The sequence below is a fragment of the Pseudomonas sp. LBUM1649 genome, from assembly GCF_059716155.1.
In genome coordinates this window covers 2,745,613-2,764,718 of the sequence record NZ_CP166807.1, presented here as the reverse complement: position 1 = coordinate 2,764,718, position 19,106 = coordinate 2,745,613, and the positions used below count along the sequence as shown (strand labels likewise).

The 19,106-nt window shown below is 60.7% G+C and carries 15 protein-coding genes and 2 pseudogenes; 10 read left to right on the top strand and 7 right to left on the bottom strand.

Annotation, left to right across the window (positions count from 1 at the left end; genetic code table 11):
- Positions 1-20: 20 nt before the first annotated feature.
- A complete protein-coding gene (locus tag ACA058_RS12935) occupies positions 21-1,292 on the top strand; it encodes an OprD family porin (RefSeq protein WP_497639427.1) in 1,272 nt (423 codons plus the stop codon).
- 53 nt (positions 1,293-1,345) lie between these two features.
- Here the strand turns inward: ACA058_RS12935 and ACA058_RS12930 are convergent, their stop codons facing one another.
- Positions 1,346-2,257, bottom strand: coding sequence for a LysR family transcriptional regulator (locus ACA058_RS12930; protein WP_497639426.1), 912 nt, complete (start codon positions 2,255-2,257; stop codon positions 1,346-1,348).
- A 91-nt stretch (positions 2,258-2,348) separates the two neighbouring features.
- Between ACA058_RS12930 and ACA058_RS12925 the strand changes: the two genes are divergently transcribed.
- From ACA058_RS12925 to ACA058_RS12900, 6 genes are all read left to right on the top strand, one after another.
- Positions 2,349-3,791, top strand: a complete 1,443-nt coding sequence (locus ACA058_RS12925; protein WP_497639425.1) for an aldehyde dehydrogenase family protein — start codon at positions 2,349-2,351, stop codon at positions 3,789-3,791.
- 13 nt (positions 3,792-3,804) lie between these two features.
- Complete coding sequence (locus ACA058_RS12920) at positions 3,805-4,791, top strand: dipeptidase (RefSeq protein WP_497639424.1); 987 nt, start codon at positions 3,805-3,807, stop codon at positions 4,789-4,791.
- Positions 4,792-4,917: 126 nt separating this feature from the next.
- Positions 4,918-6,486, top strand: a complete 1,569-nt coding sequence (locus ACA058_RS12915; RefSeq protein WP_497639423.1) for a BCCT family transporter — start codon at positions 4,918-4,920, stop codon at positions 6,484-6,486.
- Positions 6,487-6,509: 23 nt separating this feature from the next.
- Positions 6,510-8,225, top strand: coding sequence for a hypothetical protein (locus ACA058_RS12910; RefSeq protein ID WP_497639422.1), 1,716 nt, complete (start codon positions 6,510-6,512; stop codon positions 8,223-8,225).
- 1 nt (position 8,226) lies between these two features.
- Positions 8,227-8,949 carry a DUF3726 domain-containing protein gene (locus tag ACA058_RS12905; protein WP_497639421.1) on the top strand — a complete coding sequence of 241 codons (723 nt, stop codon included), beginning with the start codon at positions 8,227-8,229 and terminating at the stop codon, positions 8,947-8,949.
- Positions 8,950-8,977: 28 nt separating this feature from the next.
- Positions 8,978-9,358, top strand: a complete 381-nt coding sequence (locus tag ACA058_RS12900) for a RidA family protein (protein ID WP_497639420.1) — start codon at positions 8,978-8,980, stop codon at positions 9,356-9,358.
- Between the two features lie 210 nt (positions 9,359-9,568).
- On the opposite strand, the gene ACA058_RS12895 is transcribed toward ACA058_RS12900, so the two are convergent.
- The 4 genes from ACA058_RS12895 to ACA058_RS12880 all read right to left on the bottom strand — a co-directional run bounded on the left by ACA058_RS12895 (position 9,569) and on the right by ACA058_RS12880 (position 14,283).
- Entirely contained in the window at positions 9,569-10,207 is a 639-nt protein-coding gene (locus ACA058_RS12895) for a response regulator transcription factor (protein WP_497639419.1), read from the bottom strand.
- The gene (locus ACA058_RS12890; RefSeq protein WP_497639418.1) at positions 10,207-11,271 is read right to left on the bottom strand and encodes a sensor histidine kinase; all 1,065 of its coding nucleotides are present in this window, start codon (positions 11,269-11,271) and stop codon (positions 10,207-10,209) included. Before ACA058_RS12890 ends, ACA058_RS12895 begins: the two co-directional genes overlap by 1 nt.
- An 84-nt stretch (positions 11,272-11,355) precedes the next feature.
- The gene (locus tag ACA058_RS12885; protein ID WP_497639417.1) at positions 11,356-12,660 is read right to left on the bottom strand and encodes an ABC transporter ATP-binding protein; all 1,305 of its coding nucleotides are present in this window, start codon (positions 12,658-12,660) and stop codon (positions 11,356-11,358) included.
- 12 nt (positions 12,661-12,672) lie between these two features.
- Positions 12,673-14,283, bottom strand: a complete 1,611-nt coding sequence (locus ACA058_RS12880) for an ABC transporter permease (protein ID WP_497639924.1) — start codon at positions 14,281-14,283, stop codon at positions 12,673-12,675.
- Positions 14,284-15,029: 746 nt separating this feature from the next.
- On the opposite strand from ACA058_RS12880, the pseudogene ACA058_RS12875 reads away from it, so the two are divergent.
- From ACA058_RS12875 to ACA058_RS12865, 3 genes and pseudogenes are all read left to right on the top strand, one after another.
- Positions 15,030-15,716: pseudogene (locus ACA058_RS12875) on the top strand (MgtC/SapB family protein); the annotation flags it as partial.
- Positions 15,717-15,834: 118 nt separating this feature from the next.
- Positions 15,835-16,794, top strand: coding sequence for a CorA family divalent cation transporter (locus ACA058_RS12870; RefSeq protein ID WP_497639923.1), 960 nt, complete (start codon positions 15,835-15,837; stop codon positions 16,792-16,794).
- Positions 16,795-17,036: 242 nt separating this feature from the next.
- A pseudogene (locus ACA058_RS12865) lies at positions 17,037-17,269 on the top strand (CAP domain-containing protein); the annotation flags it as partial.
- Between the two features lie 46 nt (positions 17,270-17,315).
- Here the strand turns inward: ACA058_RS12865 and ACA058_RS12860 are convergent.
- Together ACA058_RS12860 and ACA058_RS12855 are read right to left on the bottom strand one after the other, a co-directional pair.
- Positions 17,316-18,326 (bottom strand): GlxA family transcriptional regulator, encoded by a 1,011-nt coding sequence (locus tag ACA058_RS12860; RefSeq protein WP_497639416.1) that lies wholly within the window; start codon positions 18,324-18,326, stop codon positions 17,316-17,318.
- A gap of 122 nt (positions 18,327-18,448) precedes the next feature.
- Entirely contained in the window at positions 18,449-19,078 is a 630-nt protein-coding gene (locus tag ACA058_RS12855) for a Vgb family protein (RefSeq protein WP_497639415.1), read from the bottom strand.
- Positions 19,079-19,106: the final 28 nt, after the last annotated feature.

Sequence of the window (19,106 nt, the reverse complement as noted above, 5' to 3'; positions counted from 1 at the left end):
CAATAAAAGTGAACACTGCCATGCTCAGGAATTCTCTCGGGGCGCTCAGCGCTTGCGCCTGCGTTTTATCCGTTGGCCAGGCTTGCGCCGCCGGCTTTGTCGACGACAGCCACGCCGATCTGGTATTGCGCAACTATTACTTCGACCGCAATTACGTGAACGCCACCCCCCAGGCCGCCGCCCGCGAATGGGCCCAAGGTTTCATCCTCAACCTGAGTTCCGGCTACACCCAAGGGCCTGTCGGGTTCGGCCTCGACGCCCAGGGTCTTTTGGGCGTGCGCCTGGACTCTGCGCCGGACCGCACCGGTACCGGCTTGCTGCCCTACGACCCCGCCACCCGGGAACCGGCCAGCGAATATTCGGAGTTGGGCCTGACCGCCAAGGCCAGGGCCTCCAACAGCGAGTTGCAACTGGGTACCATCAGCACCTTCCTGCCGATCGCCTTCGCCAGCCCTACCCGCCTGCTGCCGCAGACGTTCCGTGGCGCCTATCTCAAGTCCCGGGAAATAGACAACCTGACCTTGCACGCCGGCTGGCTGGATCGCATCAACCTGCGCGACTCCACCGACTACCAGAAGATGTCGGTAGGCTCACCCAACGGACGTTTCAATGGCGCTGCCGAGTCGGACCGTTTCACCTTCCTCGGTGGTGACTACGCCTGGTCGCCGCAGCTGACCCTCAAGTACTACCACGCCGAACTCGCTGACCTGTACCGCAAGGATTTCTATGGTTTGGTCGACAATCGCCCGATGGGGCCCGGCAGCCTGAAAAGTGACGTGCGCCTGTTCGTCACCGGCGAAGACGGCGCCGCCAAGGCCGGCCCGGTGGACAACCGCAACGCGGCGTTGATGCTGACGTACAGCCTGGGGGCGCATAAATTCGGCGCCGGCTACATGCAACTGACCGGCAAGACAGCCATGCCCTACCTGTTCGGCACCGAGCCGTTGGTCATTACCGAAGGCACGTTGAGCTCGGAGTTCCTCAATCCCAAGGAGCGCAGTTGGCAAGTGCGGTACGACTACAACTTCGTGGCCATGGGCTTGCCGGGGCTCAATGGCGTGTTGCGTTACGTGCGCGGCGACAACATCGAGTTGCCCAAGCTGGGGGGCTCGGACCTGACAGAAAGCGAAAAGGATGTCGAGCTGAACTATGTGTTGCAGGGCACGCCGCTCAAGGGCTTGGCCGTGCGCGTGCGCAATGCCTGGTATCGCAACGACTTTGCCGCGCAGGCCAGCCACCGGGATGACAATGAACTGCGGGTGAACATCGACTACACGTGGAAGTTATTGTAGGAGCGAGCTTGCTCGCGAACCAGGCTCTGCGGTGTATCTGTAATACCCCGCTATCATTTTTCGCCGGCAAGCCTGGCTCCTACAGGGGTCATTTGCATCTGCGCCTTGAGAAAGCCCATCAACTCGGCCGCTGCCGGCGACAGGCTATGACCCTTGCGACACAGGATGCCGATCTGGCGTTCCACCCGGGGCTCGGCCAAGGGTAAAAACACAAGCTGTTCATTGCCCTGGGGAAACGCCAGGGACGGCAGCGTGGTGATGCCGATGCCCTCCTCGAGCATCGCGATCAGCGAAATCATGTTGGAGACGAACAGCAGGCTGCTGTCCAGCAACCCCGCCGCGTCCGTTCCCGCCAGCAAGCGCGAGGTGCCGTTGCGTACCAGTGGATACGCTTGCAGGCTGGACCAGTGCAGCGCACCGCCGTGGGCCACCAGCGGATGATCATGCCGGCAGACCACCCCTACCCGGTCACTCAGGATCGGCACGAACTCTATGTTTTCATCCGCCACCCAGACGCTGCTGATGGCAAAGTCCACCTGCCCCTGGACCAATAGCTGCTGCACGCTGTCGGCGTTGCCGTCCTGAATGCTGATCTGCATTTTCGGGTGCTCGCCCACAAACCGCGCAAGCAGGTGCGGCAACAACCGGCTGGCCACCGACGGCACCGTGGCAATGCTCACCTGGCCGATTTCGTGCCGCGCCAGCAGGCTCACTTCCCGGGCGATGCGATCGTGATGCGCCAGCAAATCCTGGAACAGCGGCAGACAGTGCGCGCCAAACGGCGTCAGCTCGGTTTTACCGCCCTTCTCGAACAATGGCTGGCCGAGCTTCTGCTCCAGCTCGCGCACGGCCAACGACAACGCCGGTTGCGTGCGATACGCCTGCCTGGCCGCGCCGTGGAAGCTTTTCAGCTGGGCAACGAGCACGAAATAACGCAGTTGAGTGATCTTCAGCTCGGGCAACACGGTTAGTTTTCCTTATCATTTCATATTTATTATTAATTTTTATTTGCAGAGTAATACTCTCAAGATGGGACCAACGCAATCGGAGGTTCCCATGGCACTGCAACCCTACAAAAACTACATTGGCGGCAACTGGTGCGAAGGCCAGGGTCTTATCGCCAACCACAGCCCTTCGGATGTCGAAGATCTGATCGGGCACTACCACCAGGCCAGCGCCGAACAGACCCTGGACGCCATCGCGGCCGCCCGTGACGCCCAGCCGCAGTGGGCGGCCAGCGGCCTGGAACAGCGCCAGCAAATCTTGATGGCCATCGGCAACGAGCTGATGACGCGCAAGGAAGAACTCGGCGAACTGCTCTCGCGCGAAGAGGGCAAGCCGTTGGCCGAGGGCATCGGTGAAGTCCATCGCAGCGCGCAATTCTTCCACTACTACGCCGCCGAAGTGTTGCGCCAGATGGGCGAAACGGCCGCCTCGGTACGCCCCGGGATCGAGATCGAAGTCCAGCGCGAACCGGTGGGTGTGGTCGGCATCATCACCCCGTGGAACTTCCCGATGGCCACCGCCGCTTGGAAGATTGCCCCGGCCCTGGCCTTCGGTAACGCCGTAGTGTTCAAGCCGGCCAACCTGGTGCCTGCCAGCGCCTGGGCACTGACCGAGATCATCAGCCGCCAGCCCTTGCCCGCAGGCACCTTCAACCTGGTGATGGGCAGCGGCAGTGTGGTGGGTGAAAGCCTGATCCAGTCAGCCGATATCGATGCGCTGACGTTCACCGGTTCCCTGCAGACCGGCCGCCGCGTCGCGGTTGCCACCGCTGGCAACCTGGTGCGCTGCCAGCTGGAGATGGGCAGCAAGAACGCCCTGGTGGTACTCGATGATGCCGATCTTGGGATCGCGGTCGAATGCGCCTTGAACGGTGCTTTCTTCGGCACCGGACAAAAGTGCACCGCCTCCTCGCGCCTGATTGTCTGCGATGGCATCCATGACCGGTTTGTCGAGGCACTGGTCGCGCGCATGCGCCAGTTGAAGGTCGGCCATGCCCTTGAACAAGGGGTGCAGATTGGCCCTGTCGCCGAAGCCCGCCAACTGGAACAGAACCTTCATTACCTGCACCTGGCCGAGGAAGACGGTGCGACCCTGGTCGAAGGCGGTGAATTGCTCGCCCTGCAACCGGCCGGGCACTACATGCGTCCCGCGCTGTTTATTAACACCACCAACCAGATGCGCATCAACCGCGAAGAAGTGTTCGGGCCGATTGCCTGCGTGATCCGGGTGAACGACTACGAGCAGGCCCTGGCGGTGTTGAACGACACCGAATACGGCCTCACCGCCGGGATCATCACCCAGTCGCTGCGTTACGCCAGCGACTTCAAGCGCCGCGCCCGCACCGGTTGCGTGATGGTCAACCTGCCCACCGCCGGCACCGATTACCACGTGCCGTTCGGCGGCCGCAAAGCCTCAAGCTTCGGTCCGCGCGAGCAAGGGCAATACGCCCGCGAATTCTACACCGTGGTCAAGACCACCTACGTGCGACCTTGAACGGGAGATCACCATGCACGACTTATTGATGATCGATGGCCTGCAATATTCCCATTGGAACGAAGAGATCTTTCGCCAGATGCGGGCCGGTGGCCTGAGCGCCGTTCACGCCACCATCGCGTACCACGAGAACGCCCGGGAAACCCTGTCGCGAATCGGCGAGTGGAACCGCCGTTTTGAAACCTGGCCGGAGCTGATTCGCCCGGTGCGCAACGCTCAAGACATTCGTCTTGCGCACGAGGAAGGTCGCGTCGGGATTTTCTTCGGCTTCCAGAACTGTTCGCCCATCGAAGACGACATCAGCCTGGTCGAGGTCTTCCGCCAGCTCGGCGTGTTGATCATGCAGTTGACCTATAACAACCAAAGCCTGCTGGCCAGCGGCTGTTATGAGACCGAAGACAATGGCATCAGCCGCTTCGGCCGCCAGGTGATCCGCGAGATGAACCGCGTCGGCATGTTGATTGACATGTCCCACAGCGCCGAGCGCAGCACCCTGGAAGCCATCGAGTTGTCGAGCCGGCCGGTGATCGTCTCCCACGCCAACCCTTCGAGTTTCCACGCGGCCAAACGCAACAAATCCAATGTGGTGTTGCGCGGTATCGCCGAGTCCGGCGGCCTGCTGGGTTTCAGCACCTACCCGTTCCACCTCAAGGGTGCGTCGGGCTGCACCTTGGAGTCGTTCTGCGACATGGTCGCCAGCACGGCCGAACTGATGGGCGTGGAGCACATCGGCATCGGCACCGACCTGTGCCAACAGCAACCCCTGCAAGTGCTCGAATGGATGCGCAACGGGCGCTGGAGCAAAGACAAGGATTACGGCGAAGGCTCAAAGGACAACGCCCACTGGCCGTCACCGCTGCAATGGTTCCGCGACAGCCGGGATTTCCCGATCATCGCCCAGGGCCTGCGCGCCCGTGGCTTCGCCGAGGACGAGGTACGCAACATCATGGGACTCAACTGGTTGCGCCTGTTGGAAAGCGCGACACCTGCGCAAAACTGACCCTTGATTCACTGACCCTGGTTTCACACCGTGAGGACAGCACAGCATGAAAAATAACAACAATAGCCTCCCGTTCATCTCCCCGACCGGCGATGCACAGCCCCAGGCGCGTATTTTGGAGGCATCATGAAAACGACTACCACACTGCAAGCCGACAACCAGCCGCTGCAAGCGTCGGCGCCGAAAAAAGACATCGACTGGCCGCTGTTCCTGATCAGTGGCGGCTTCCTCGGCGCCTTCCTGATCGCTGCGCTGGTCGACATCGAGGGCATGTCGCTGCTGGTCAACACGCTGTTCGCCTGGTCGACTAAATTCTTCGGGCTGTACTGGCAGATCCTGATGCTGGCGACCTTTGCCATGAGCCTGTTCATCTGCTTCAGCAAGTGCGGGCGGGTCAGGCTCGGCGGCGTCGACCAGCGTCCCGATACCAGCACCTTCAACTGGATCGCCGTGATCATGTGCGCCCTGCTCGCCGGTGGCGGTGCCTTCTGGGCGGCAGCGGAACCGATGATGCACTTCGCCAGCCCCCCACCGCTGTTCGCCGGGGTGCAGCCGCATACCGAAGCGGCAGGCCACGCCGCGCTCGCGCAATCCTTCGTGCACTGGGGCTTCCTGGCCTGGGCGGTATTGGGCAGCCTGCTGGCGATCGTGCTGATGCATCTGCATTACGACAAAGGCCTGCCCCTGGCACCGCGCACATTGCTCTATCCATTGTTCGGCGAGCGTGCGCTCAAGGGCCCGATCGGCACGTTGGCCGATGCCACCTCGATCATTGCGGTGGTGGCCGGCACTATCGGCCCGATCGGATTCCTCGGCCTGCAGATCAGCAGCGCGTTGCACTCGGTGTGGGGCATTCCCAATGACCTGACGGTGCAATCGATCACCATCGTGCTGGTCACCATCATGTACACCACGTCTTGCCTGGTGGGCCTGAAGGGCATCCGCTTTGTCAGCGAAATCAACGTGTGGCTGATGATCGGCCTGGCGCTGTTCATAGTGCTGCTGGGGCCGACCGCGTTCATTCTCGGCGGTTTCCCCACGGCGTTCGCCCTGCACCTGGAGCAGTTCATTCCAATGACCCTGTTCCGTGCCGATCCTAAATGGCTCGACTGGTGGACGGTGTTCTACTGGGGCTGGTTCATCGGTTACGCGCCGATGGTGGCGCTCTACGTGGCGAAGATCTCCCGGGGCCGGACCATTCGCGAGGTGATCATGACGCTGTCGATCATCGCCCCGCTGGTGACCATGTTCTGGTTCACCGTGGTCGGCGGAACCGGCATCGGCCTGGAACTGCAGACGCCAGGCATCGTCACCGCCAACGGCGCGCAACCCGAAGCCTTGCTGCTGGGCGTCACCCAGAACCTGCCATTGGGTGGGTTGGTCTCGGCGCTGTTCCTGTTCCTGAGCTTCATTTCGGTGGCCACCAATGGCGATGCCATGGCCTTCACCGTGGCAATGGCCATGTCCCGTAATGATGAGCCCCGCAATGACAAGCCCAAGCCATGGCTGCGCGCCTTCTGGGCAGTAGGCATGGGCCTGGCCGCCGTGGTGCTGATCACCATCGGCTCGGGCGGGGTCACGGCGCTGCAATCCTTTATCGTAATTACTGCCGTACCGGTTTCGCTGCTGATCCTGCCGTCGCTCTGGGATGCACTGCGCATCGCCCGGCAGATGGCTCGGGAACAGGCAGTCTGATGATGAACAGTTCAGGAATCGCAATGATGTCGCACACCGACACAGACACTTCTTCGGCCTTGCGGCCCGCCGCCCGGGTCATGGACCTGGAGCGGCTGGGCAGTCACTTCCAGAGCCGCCTGAGTTTCGTGCGCAGCTGCATGCGCAAGATGATGAACGAGCAATGGCGTATCGAGCGCACCCGCTTCGATCTCGACGCCGAAGGCTTCGGCACGGCGATCTATCGGATCGACACCGCTCATGCCCACTATCACTGCGTGATTTTCTCGATGTACCTGCCGCCGGAAAAACGCAGTGACCGGGTCATCGCCGATCAGTGGGACGTCAGCTTCGTGCTGCTGGCCGGCGATGTCGACGAGCCGCAACTGGCCGACTTGCGGCGCAACGTGCCGTTGCAGGAAGCCGGGCGTTTCGATGCGCGGGTGCTGGTGCTGTCACGGGCCAATCGCAGCCTGCGCAACTTCGAGCGCTTCCTCGGGGCGCTGGCGGAAGGTTGCCAGCCAGATCCACGGCAACTGGCGGAGGTTGGCTACCTGTATCGCACCACCGCCGTGTACGGCAACGGCAAGTTCGGCATCGCCGACTTCAGTTGCCTGCAAGGCAATGCCGACTTCACCCAACCGTTCAGCGCGCAGATGTTCACCGTGTACCTGCTGCGGCACTTCAGCATCGAGCAGATCGAGCACATGGCCCGCGCGCGCAATCCGCAACGGGCGGTCGGGTTGGACATTGAGCTGCAACGCTACCTGGGGGTCGGCAACTCTACGGGGCTGGGCATGGCGCCCTTCCTGATCAATCACCCGCAACTGGTCGACCAGTGGATCTGTGCCCGTGAAACCGCACTGGCGCGGGTTATGGCACAACCGGCTGACGTGCCCCGCGTGCAGCGTTTCCAGGCACTGTTGCAGCGGGCTCGCCGACACCTGCAACAAACCAGCACCGAGGACCAACGGCAAAGTGCAATCGACCGGCAGACCCTGGCCGATCTCGATCAATTGAGCGAGTGGTTCGCCTGTCAGCCCGTCAGCGCCGATCTGTGGTCACGGCTGCAGGGTTGGGCCGAGCTGAACGCCGGCTTTGGCTGCCAGGAATTGCTGGTCAGCCTGCAGCTGGAGCTGTACCCCGAACAGGTCGATCCGCTGGCCGAGCAGATGTCGGTCAACGAGGGCTTTCGCCTGAACGCCGAGATGCCGCTGGACGCGCTGTGCAACCTGATCGAGACCCGCTACCGCTGGGTGCTCGACTACGACCTTGGCGCTGCCGAGGCCAACCACTTCTTCTGGTATCGCTCGGCGGAAAAGGAAGAACCGCGCCTGGGGGAACGCGCCATGGAACCTGGCGCGGACAAGGAAATGCAACTGGGGATCGCCCACAACATACAGCGTTGCCACCGCGCCTTGCTGGCCTACCGCGAACAACATCCACAGCAATTGACCGCGCATTTCCTGCTCGCGCAGCCGTCGTTCAAAGGCACCGTGTGCCGGTTGCAGGGCATGGCCCGTTGCGCCTTCGGGGAAATTCGCGCCAACCTGATGGACCGCGGCATGCTGCCGATCCACTTGCTGCGCTGCAAACTGGCGTTCTTCGGCGCCGGCAAGTTCGACCCCAAGTCCAGCCGCTGGGTGCGCATCACCTTGTTCCAGGGTGCTCCGCTGGTCAGTGAGATTGGCCAGCCTTTCGCCGATGACTGGAATTTCGCCGTGATGCCGACACTCGCCACCGCTGCCGGAGAACACTGATATGCGCGTCTCGCTCAATGAAATCCAGGTGATCTGCCGCAAGGCCTTCGAAGGCATCGGCTTCGCCCCCGGTGACTGCGACGACGCCGCCGAGATGATCGCCCGCCTGCAACTGCAAGGCCTCGATGGCATCGGCGCGTTGAAAACGGCCCTGGCGTTCCTCCACGACGAAGTCGATCGCCCCATCGAAACCTGCTACGAAGACGCCGCTCAGTTGACCCTCGATGCCCACGGTCAAAGTGTCTTGCGCTGCGCCGCCCAAGCGGTCGAGCTGGGTGTAGGCAAGGCCTTGCGCGGCGGCAGTGCTTTGATCCGCATCCGCCACTGCCATAACCGCATTCTGCTGCTCGGTTACCTGGCACGCTGTGCCGCAGAGGCGCTGAATTTTTGCGTCTACTGGCGCGATGCACGCCAGGAGCTGGTCGCCACTTTCAGCGCCGGGCAAACCCGCCCGACCCTGCGGGTGTATGACCTGCCGCAACCGGCGCAGAGCGACGAACAAAGCATCAATGTGCTGATCTCCCGGCACTTCACGCTGCTGCCGCGACTCAGTGCCGAGGATGCCATGCCTGCAGCCACCCAACCGGAACGACAGTCCGCAGATGGGCTGGTCGTCGACGACGACGTCTGGGCCCAATTGAAAAAACTCGGCGAGCAGGTGCTGGTGGAAAGCACCGAGGAGTCGCGTCGGCGCGGTGCCGGCGAAAGCAGCGATGCCCAATAAAACCTTGCAATGCATCAGGAACCAATCAATGAAACACGCGATCAAGACCGACCTTTTCGCCTCGCGCGCGCCACTGGAATGGGCGGTGGTCGGCAACGGTACGCTGTACACCGCACAGATCCCCATCGACCGCGAAGGCCAGGTGGTCAGCGGGGGCATCGAAGCGCAAACCCGGCAGACCCTGGACAATCTGCGGCATACCCTGCAAGCCGCCGGCAGCACGCTCGACGCGGTTACCCAGGTGCTGATCTACGTCACCGACCGCCGCTACCTGGCGACGGTGAACGCGATTTATGGCGAGTATTTCCAGGCGCCCTACCCCAACCGCGCGGCCATCGTCGTGGCTGGGTTGGCTCGGGAGGAGATGCTGGTGGAACTGGTGGTGTACGCCTGCCTTGACTTGAACTGACCCCCAGATGTTGGACGGTCTTTGTCACTAGCCAGCGGATCGTGTTCTGTATTCCACAGGGCTCAGTCCGCCGGGCTTCGATTTGCGACAACTATCCTGACACCGGGGGGAATTGTAAAACTGCTCTGGCAGCACCGACAACAAGGCCGATTGCCCAACCAGAAACCCAAACTTGGCATGACGAAGATGAAGCAACTTGCTTGTCAGAACCTAGCGACCACCCTCCTTGAGACGTTCGGACAACTTGACCAGTTCGGCCAGGGAGTCGGCTTTCATCTTACGCATCAAGGCGCCGCGCCGTACTTTCACCGTGACTTCGCTGACTCCCAGCCTTGCGGCGATCTGTTTATTCAAAAGCCCGGTTACCACCAGTTCCATGACATTGAGCTCACCCTCGGAGAGGCTGGCATGGCGGCACTGCAAATCAGCCAGCCCCGCGGCCGCCGCACGCCTTTCGCTGTCATGGCGCAGGCCCCGGGCAATGGCGTCAAGCAGGTCCTGCTCGCGAAACGGTTTGGTCAAAAACTCTAGAGCGCCGGCTTTCATGGCCCTCACCGACATGGGGATGTCGCCATGGGCAGTGATGAAAATCACCGGCAGCAAAATCCCGGAACGCAGCATTTCGTCCTGAAAATCTAGCCCGCTCATGCCCGGCATGCGCACATCCAGAATCAGGCAGCCGGGTGCGTCCGGTCGTCGGGCCTCGACGAATTCGCGAGTGGAACCGAACGTCATGCTGGTCAACCCGACCGAAGCCAGCAGGTCTTCCAGTGAGGCGCGTATCGAGGCGTCGTCGTCGACGACGTAAACCATGGATTCGACCGGGGCCAGAACGACAGCATCCGTCATCAGTTTTCCTTGTAGCCACAGGGCAAGGTGAAGTGGAAAGTGGCACCGAGCTGCGGGTTGACGCAGGCCCAGATACGGCCGTCATGGGCTTCGATAATAGAGCGGCTGATGGCCAGCCCGATACCCATGCCGTCGTGCTTGGTGGTGTAGAAGGCATCGAAGAGCCGCTCGTAATCCTCCTGGGCCAAGCCACTGCCTTGGTCGCAGATCGAGAAGTGCAATTGGTCGCGTGGACCGTGTTCGACATGCAATTCCAAAATGCGCCGTTCGGGGTCGACATCGCGCATGGCGTCCACAGCATTCATGGCCAGATTCAATAACACCTGTTGGATTTGTACCTGGTCTGCCAACATTGGCGGCAGCCCCTCGTTAATATGCAACCGCAACGTGATGCCTTGCTCATCCAATTCGCTACGCAACAGCTGCAGGCTACCAGTAACAGTGTCGGTGACATTCAACCACTGTTTGGTCGGCGGGTGACGTTGGGCCATACCGCGTACCCGGGCAATGATTTCGCTGGCGCGATGGGTATCGGCGACAATCCTCTCCACCGCCTGCCGGGCCTTGGGAAGGTTTGCCGGTTGCGCCCCCATCCACCGCAGACAAGCGTTGCCGCTGGTGGCGATTGCCGCCAACGGCTGGTTCACTTCATGGGCAATGGAGGCTGTGAGCTCACCCAGCACGTTCATCCGGGCGACATGGGCCAGGTGCTCGCGGGCCTGATGCACAGCACGAATCGCCGCAGACATGCGTAACGCCAGGTAAGTGGTGCAGGCAATGACAGCGAGGCTGATCAAACAGTTGATCAACCCCGCCTCGGCGTCACCGGAGGGCGTGAGCCGGTAACTGACCACCGTCAACACCATGCAGATGGCCGCGACGCCGACCACCCCACGCGATGGCAGAAAACTCACGGCGATGAGCACCACAATGATCTGGAACACCCCCGCTGCAATTTCCAGGTCGGTGACGGTGTCGGCCACAGTGATGCACAGCGCCAGCCCAAGCAGTAACGTCAGGCGAATCGCCAGTTTGGCCCTTTCCACTCTGCTCTTCTCTCGCATCGCTCCTCCTGTCGGCGCCATCGACTGACATTACTACCCGCCACAGCACGGTGACGCGCTCCAGGTTACAGAGCGCTTGTTGACTCAGCACGGGTTGTCCAGGCTGAACAGGTCGGCCACTTCGTCGTAAGCGTACAGCTCAGCATAGCGCCCCCATTGTGTGACACAGTCCAGGGTAGTGACAGCATCTTGCTCGGACATGAAGTCTTCCAACTGGTCACGAAACCGCCGGGCCGGCGCGGTGCGGGTGGAGCGATCGTCCAGTACCCGGCGCACATGAGCGACCAGGGGTACGTAACTGAGCAGATGCTGGGCGAACAGTTGCTTACGCCCATCGACATCGGATCGGGCGTAACTGCGAGCGGCTGGCAGCAGTTTGATGTCGCCGCCCCGCAGTTCGGCAAAGCGCAACAGTTGCAGCACTTCGGCAATTGGGAACAACTCATCGGCAGAGTAGTGCAGCGTACTGGCCAGCGCTGGCAAGTCGGCACGACCATCATAAGGATGCGCACTCACCGCCTCGATCAATCCGGCCAGGGTGTTGGTCGACACCAGCGGCAGGACCATGCCCACCCCGGTCCCGGGGAATAGCCCCTGGCGGTGCGTATCTACCTCACCGCCCCCAGTCATCTGCACGTAAATTTGCTCGACCAATGCCTGGAACGCCGGGTCCAGGCGGTTACGAGGCTGTGCCAGGTCTACCACGATTTCACTCACCACCCGCCCTGGGTTGGAAGAGAACAACAAGATGCGATCACACATCAGCACGGCTTCTTCAATGTTGTGAGTGACCATCAAGATCGACTTGATTGGCATCCGCCCCTCGCACCAGAGGTCCAGCAGGTCGGTCCGCAGGGTTTCGGCAGTCAGTACGTCCAGCGCCGAGAACGGCTCGTCCATCAGCAACACATTAGGGTCGACCACCAAAGCGCGGGCCAGACCGACGCGCTGACGCATACCGCCGGACAGTTCCTTGGGGTAGGCACTTTCGAAGCCGTCGAGGCCGATCAGATCGATGGCAGACAATGCCCGCTTGCGTCGCTCAGGTGCAGGCACATTACGCGCCTCCAGGCCCACTTCGACATTTTGCAGCACAGTAAGCCAGGGGAATAGCGCAAAGCTCTGGAACACCATGCTGACCGAACTGGGCAAATCGCGAGGGCCGGCCGGGAAATCCACCACGCCTGAGGTGGGCGAAATCAGGCCGGCAATGGAGCGCAGCAAGGTTGATTTGCCAGAGCCTGAACGCCCCAACAGCCCGACGATCTCGCCGTCGTTCAAGCGCATGGCGACATTGTCCAGCACCAAGCGCTCGGTCCCGCCGGGGTTGCCATATACATGCCGTACTTCACGCACATCCACCAGGCAACGCTTCTTCATGACATTCATGTGATTCATTCCTCAATCAAGACGCAGACGGCGTTCGGCATACCGGTACAAAGGACGCCACAACAAGCGGTTGAAACTGACGACAAACACAGACATCACCACAATGCCCAACGCCACGCGTGGGAAATCCCCTGCTTCGGTGGCCTTGGCGATAAAAGAGCCCAGCCCGTATGCCTGCAAATGTTGATCTCCCCAGGACACCGCTTCAGCCACGATGCTGGCGTTCCACGAACCGCCAGCGGCAGTGAGCGCACCAGTCACGTAATAGGGGAAGATTCCCGGCAAGGCGACTTGGCGCCACCACTGCCACCCTCGCATGTCAAACATCCGCGCGGCTTCGCGCAGATCGGTGGGCAACGCGCTGGCGCCGGCGATCACGTTGAACAGGATGTACCACTGGGTGCCCAGCACCATCAGCGGCGACAACCAGATATCCGCGTTGAGCTTCAGACCGACGATGGCGATCACGGCGAACGGGAACAGGACGTTGGCCGGAAACGCAGCGAGAAACTGCGCCATAGGTTGCAAGCGCTCTGCCCATACCGGGTTCAATCCGATCCACACGCCGATGGGCACCCAAATCACGCTGGCGATAACGATCAGCACCGCGACCCGTGTCATGGTAGTGAGCCCAAGGCCAAAGGCACCCAGCACGTCCTCCATGCCCAGTGTGGTGCCAATGAAACGCGCCAGATACAAACTACCGACGACACAGGCAGCCAATACCAGACCCAACCAGATCAGGTCGGTAGCACGGCTAAAACGGGCAGTGGGCGTGAGTTTCAACAGCGGCCCAAGCTTTGGCATGTTCACCAGCATCAAGACGCTCTTGATGTTCGCACACCCGCGCATGAGAACCGGTACCAGCCGGGTGGCCCTGACCAAGTCGTACACCCAGGAGCGCGGGCGCTTTTGCGACGCGGTCTGCTCGAAACGAAACTTGTCGGCCCAGGCGACGATGGGGCGGAACAGCAACTGATCGTAGGCCAGAATCACCACCGCCATGATTGCCACCGCCCAGGCGATGGCGGCCATGTCTTTCTGGGCAATCGCCAGGGCCAACCACGAACCGATACCGGGCAGGTTGACTGTGGTGTCGCCGACGGTAATGGCCTCGGATGCCACCACGAAAAACCAGCCGCCGGACATCGACATCATCATGTTCCATACCAACCCTGGCGTGGCGAACGGTAACTCCAGCCGTACGAAGCGGTGCCACGCCGAGAAGTTGAACTGGCGGCTCACTTCATGCAGATCGTTGGGCACCGTGCGCAGCGACTGATAGAAGCTGAACGTCATGTTCCACGCCTGGCTGGTAAAAATGGCGAAGATCGCCGCGCACTCCACCCCCAACTGACCGCCGGGGAACAGACCCATGAAGAAGCTCACGGTGAAGGTCAGAAAACCCAGCACCGGCACCGACTGCAGGATGTCCAGCGCTGGCAGGATAATCAGCTCGGCCTTGCGGCTTTTGGCCGCCAGGGTGGCAATCACCAGGGTGAACACCAGCGAAGCGGCGAGGGCTACGAACATGCGCATGGTGGTGCGCAAAGCGTATTCGGGTAAGTGGGCGAGTTCCAATGATACGGGCGCCGAATCGAGCACCGTCAGCGATTGGCTCATTTGCTCGACACCGTGAACGATCAAGATCGCCCCCAGCGCCAGCAGGATAAAAAAACCGAGGTCAGCCCACCAGGATGAGCCGTTACGCGGTGGCGAGCCTCGGGTGAGAGATCTGGAAATGGGAGTTGCAGATGGGAGACGCATGATTCACCTCGTCATAGCCCCCAAGCCGAGGCCAGTATGCTCGCGCGACCTAACCTGCGGTCGATAGGCGGACCGCATTGACGGGGCATGAAATATCAATGTGCGACCGCTGCGAGGTTGTCACACTCGAACGCGAAGACAGGGCTAGGTTAAGGACTGACAGCGGTGTTCGCTACAACGCAAAAGGGCAAAAAACTATACCTTGGTATAGCCGTACTCGTTACGCCGGACAGGGTGGGAGACTTTGCTGACACCCGAGGAATCGAACGTTTGACTTCTCCAGTGAAAGAATTTACCTTCGCCCCCGCTTTTTTAGTCCACACAGGAGACCAGTCTTGGACAGTTGCCCCAGTCGATCACGACAGGCTAAAGCGGCGAGCTAGTTCAGCAGAGTCCCTTCTCTGCCACTGTCTTGCCGTATTACGGCGGATAGTGGTATTTCGTTCCCGTTCTGGGAATCGACCCTCCATTTACCCCTGAGCTTTCCCCAACGCATGCATGCGAGTGCTTGAACGCGTCTGTGGGTTTTCGCTCATGCCTTTCGCGATCCATCCCCGTAACCCTGTTCGCTCAGCGAACAATCGTCGGTATGGAAGTGAATAATGGATTGGAAAATCTTCTTTCTGCGCGTGACCGTCGCGCTCGCTCTAGGCGCCCTGGTGGGTGCCGAACGTCAACTGCGCCAGCGCCTGGCCGGATTGCGTACCAATGCCCTGGTTTCAACTGGCGCGGCTTTGTTCGTCATGGTGTCGCTGCTCACTTCGCAGGGCGATAACTCCGGCGCCGCGAGAATCGCCGCGCAAGTCGTTTCCGGAATTGGTTTTCTTGGCGCTGGCGTGATCATGCGTGAGGGTCTCAATGTGCGCGGTCTCAACACCGCAGCCACTCTCTGGTGCTCTGCTGCGATAGGCATTCTGTCAGGCATGGGGCATATGCTAGAGGCCGCCATCGGCACTCTGGTGGTGCTCTGCGCCAACATTCTGTTGCGCGAAGCCGCTCAGCGCATAAACCGCCAGGGCGCAGCCGCAGCCGTGGAAGTCGACCAGCGCTTCACCTTCAACATCGTCTGCCGGGCCGAGGACGAGGTGCATGTGCGCACCCTGGTTCTGCATGGTTTGAACGGTAGCGCACTACGCTTGCAATCACTGCACAGTGAAGATCTGGCCAACCCGGACAAGCTCGAAGTACGCGCTGAACTGATTGGCACGCCTGCAAGCCCAGCCCAACTGGAGCAGTTGGCTAGCCGGGTGAGCCTGGAAAAAGGCGTGAGCTCCGTACGTTGGGCAGTTGCTCAACAGCAATCAGCAAGACGAGTAATCACTTTGCCGAGATGCGTATCACCTTCGGCTTCAGCACTCACCGCAGACACTATGAACTCATACGCCGGTCTTTCGATTTTTCCGCAGCATTAACAAGAATCACGCAACGCTTTCTATCGCTCAGGGGCTACCTCAGCCGGAGCATGATCGTGACGTCGTTTGGCTTGAGGTAAACGCGCCTACGGTCGAAGAGCGCGCGAGCCTCCAGCAGCGCTTTGGCATTGAAACATCCCCGAAAATCAGTAGCGTCGTCGAGGACGGCCACTTTCTGTATATGCGCTCCAAACTGCTTGCATTGGATGTGAACGGAGCTCCGCATTTTGGAGGTGTGACCTTCGTCTTGGGTGAGCAGGTGGTAGCGATTCTCTGCGATGACGCGGACTTCCGCCCGTTTGATGTCGCCCTGCAACGCTTGCGCCGCAAACCTGCCAATACGCAGAGCCCGAAAGCAGTGCTGCGGGTATTACTGCAGATGGCCAATGACGGTGCTGATGCTGTTATCGACCGTATTGCCGACGAGCTGGAAAAGAGTGCCGAGGAGATCTCAGAAATATCCGATGGCTACAACGCGAGTGGTAAGGAGTTGGGGGTGCCGGACTTGATCGACACGATGCGCGCTCTCAACGACAAGGAAGAACTGATTTCACTCTGTATCGAGGCGCAGCTATCTCTTGCTCGAGCTGTGCGCTACCTCAGTGGCGAGGTGGATAACGTAACCGAAGCGGATTTGCAGGGTTTGGTAAACGAGCTCACCGCCGACGTTACCGGAGTCAAGGAGCATGCCTACTTCGAACACGAGAAGGTACGGTACCTGCAAAACGCCGTGACGAACATTCTCAACATAAAACAGAACCAAATCGTCAAAGTGTTCACCATCATTACAGCGGTCTTCCTGCCACCCACACTGGTCGGCACGTTCTACCGCATGAACTTCGCGGTGATGCCAGAGCTTTCGTGGGAGCACGGCTTCATCTATTCGATGGGACTGACCCTTTCGGCTGCGGTTCTTCCACTGGTTTACATCAAGCGCAAGGGATGGCTGCGCTAATTGAGAATGCTCACTCGTGAGTCGAGGGACTCGAGCCGGCAGCAGTCTCTGCCGGCCTTCACGTTGGTTGCCAACGCCCTTCGCTATAATGGTTAGTCTTCGCAGACATCTGGACTACCCGGCACCTTGCTGGTCAGGTTGAATGCAAATGGGTGGTCAGATGCAATGGTGAAGTCCATGCAATTACACACCGTGCTTATCCTTACACTGAATTTCCCCGTCTCGACTGCTACACAGTGCGCGATGCCGAGACCCCTGCCGACCGCGCGCGAGCCGCAGGTTTGCGTGGCCGGCCGGCGAAAACATCGCCGCCGGCCAAGGCTCACCGAACAAGGCCATGGCCGGCTGGTTGGCCAGCCCCGGGCATTGCGCCAACCTGATGAACCCGATGTTCACGCAAGTGGGTGCCGCCTATGCGACGGACGCACGCAGCGATGAAGGGGTTTACTGGACGATGGTGTTCGGGGCGCAATGACCCATGCACCGGGCTTCGTCGCGATGCCCGGTACTTCAGCAAGCCGTTACTTCACCAGCCGAATTTCCCTGGACGGCCGATAACCGAAATAGGCGCTGTAGCACTTGCTGAAGTGACTGGGTGAAACGAAACCGCAGGCCACCGAGACTTCAACGATGGTCAGTGTGGTGTGCTGCAGCAATCGACGCGCTTCGGTGATGCGCAAGTCCATGTAGTAGCGCTGGGGTGTAGTGCCCAACTGCTCTTTGAACAGGCGCTCGATCTGCCGGCGAGACCGCCCGGCGTATAGACAGAGTGCCTCCATCTCCAGCGGCTCTTCCAGATTGGCGTCCATCAGATTGACCACCTCCCTCAGCGGGCCACTGACAGACACATTCAAGGTGGGTTTGATGCGCCGATAACGCGACGCTTCAAACGCCAGGATATCTTCGATTCCGTCAGTCAACGCCTTGTCATGCAACCCCCTGATCCACTCCAGGGCCATGTAGAAGGTGCCCGATGGACTGGACGCGGTAAGGCGGTCGCGATCCACCACATAGGCTTCGCTGGTGACCTGGGTGAGTCTGGCGATTTCCGCCAGCGCCGGACGATGCTCCGGGTGAATGGCGCAGCGATAGCCGTCCAGCAAGCCGGCTTGCCCGAGAAACCAGGCGCCATTCCATATTCCAGCCAGCGAAACGCCCTGTTCGGCCGCATCGCGCAAGAGGCAGGTCAACGTGTCGTCTGCCTTGAGAGCCGTGCGGTAGCCACCGCAAACAACCAATAAGTCCAGCGTTTGTATCTCGACCGGGTCAAGGCGCGCATCGGGTCGAATCACCAACCCTAGATCGCTGACGACTTCCCCTTCGGACAAAGCAAAGGTTTTCGTTGAAAACAGCTCAGGCCTGAGCAAGTTGGCGGTGACGATGGTATCGAGCGCCTGCGTGAATGCCGGCAACGAAAAATGTTCCAGCAGCAGGAAGCCGGCCCGGGCCCGAATGGATTGGCCTTCATGGTCATTGAGGTAGCGAAGGTTTTTCCCCTTCATGGCACCGCTGAACTGACGTCGCTCTACCAACGTTCGCCTCGCCTTTCGTGTTGATCAAGATGTGATTGCGCCTTGCGTCTCTTGCGACGGTTCAATGCGCGCTCTGTTTACGCCAGTTGTCCCCCATGAGCAAGCGCAATGCTGCCGCCTCGCTAAGGCCGGCGCACCACCCTCACCCGCCCGCTGCTGCCACCCCCACAGAAAAACCGCTCGCCACCGTCGGACTCAAGCCCCGACACCCCGATGCCGGCCGGCAGCCTGAGGCTTTCCAGCACTTCGCCGGTGTTCGAGTCAACTCGGCGCAATTCGCTCTCCTCGCCTTCCCAGGTGCCATGCCACAGCGCACCCTCGACCCAGGTCACGCCCGTGACAAAACGGTTGGATTGCAGGGTGCGCAGGATGGTCCCGGTCTCGGGATCGATCTGGTGAATTTTCCGTTCGCGGTACTGGCCCACCCACAGCGAGCCTTCGGCCCATGTCAGCCCGGAATCGTTTCCACCGCCGGGGGCCGGGATCGTGGCCAGGACTTCTCCAGTGCGCGGGTCGACTTTCTGAATGCGGTCCTCGGCAATCTGGAACAGATGCGTGCCATCGAATGCAGTGCCGGCATGGGCGGCGACATCGAGCGAGCGCAGCATGCGACCACTGTCAGGGTCCAGGGCGTGGAGCTTGTCGGTGGTCGCAAACCACACCTGCTGACCGTCCCAGGTGACGCCGTGCACGTCGTCGACATCGGCAAAGGGGCCATATTCACGCAGGATCTCGGCGGCTGACTGTTTCATCTTGGTGTTCCTCGAAAGGGTTGGTGGC

Coding starts and splice junctions, on each gene's coding strand:
- ACA058_RS12935 (WP_497639427.1), top strand. CDS start 21: ATGCTCAGGAATTCTCTCGGGGCGCTCAGCGCTTGCGCCTGCGTTTTA.
- ACA058_RS12925 (WP_497639425.1), top strand. CDS start 2,349: ATGGCACTGCAACCCTACAAAAACTACATTGGCGGCAACTGGTGCGAA.
- ACA058_RS12920 (WP_497639424.1), top strand. CDS start 3,805: ATGCACGACTTATTGATGATCGATGGCCTGCAATATTCCCATTGGAAC.
- ACA058_RS12915 (WP_497639423.1), top strand. CDS start 4,918: ATGAAAACGACTACCACACTGCAAGCCGACAACCAGCCGCTGCAAGCG.
- ACA058_RS12910 (WP_497639422.1), top strand. CDS start 6,510: ATGATGTCGCACACCGACACAGACACTTCTTCGGCCTTGCGGCCCGCC.
- ACA058_RS12905 (WP_497639421.1), top strand. CDS start 8,227: ATGCGCGTCTCGCTCAATGAAATCCAGGTGATCTGCCGCAAGGCCTTC.
- ACA058_RS12900 (WP_497639420.1), top strand. CDS start 8,978: ATGAAACACGCGATCAAGACCGACCTTTTCGCCTCGCGCGCGCCACTG.
- ACA058_RS12895 (WP_497639419.1), bottom strand. CDS start 10,207: ATGACGGATGCTGTCGTTCTGGCCCCGGTCGAATCCATGGTTTACGTC.
- ACA058_RS12890 (WP_497639418.1), bottom strand. CDS start 11,271: ATGCGAGAGAAGAGCAGAGTGGAAAGGGCCAAACTGGCGATTCGCCTG.
- ACA058_RS12885 (WP_497639417.1), bottom strand. CDS start 12,660: ATGAATGTCATGAAGAAGCGTTGCCTGGTGGATGTGCGTGAAGTACGG.
- ACA058_RS12880 (WP_497639924.1), bottom strand. CDS start 14,283: ATGAGCCAATCGCTGACGGTGCTCGATTCGGCGCCCGTATCATTGGAA.
- ACA058_RS12855 (WP_497639415.1), bottom strand. CDS start 19,078: ATGAAACAGTCAGCCGCCGAGATCCTGCGTGAATATGGCCCCTTTGCC.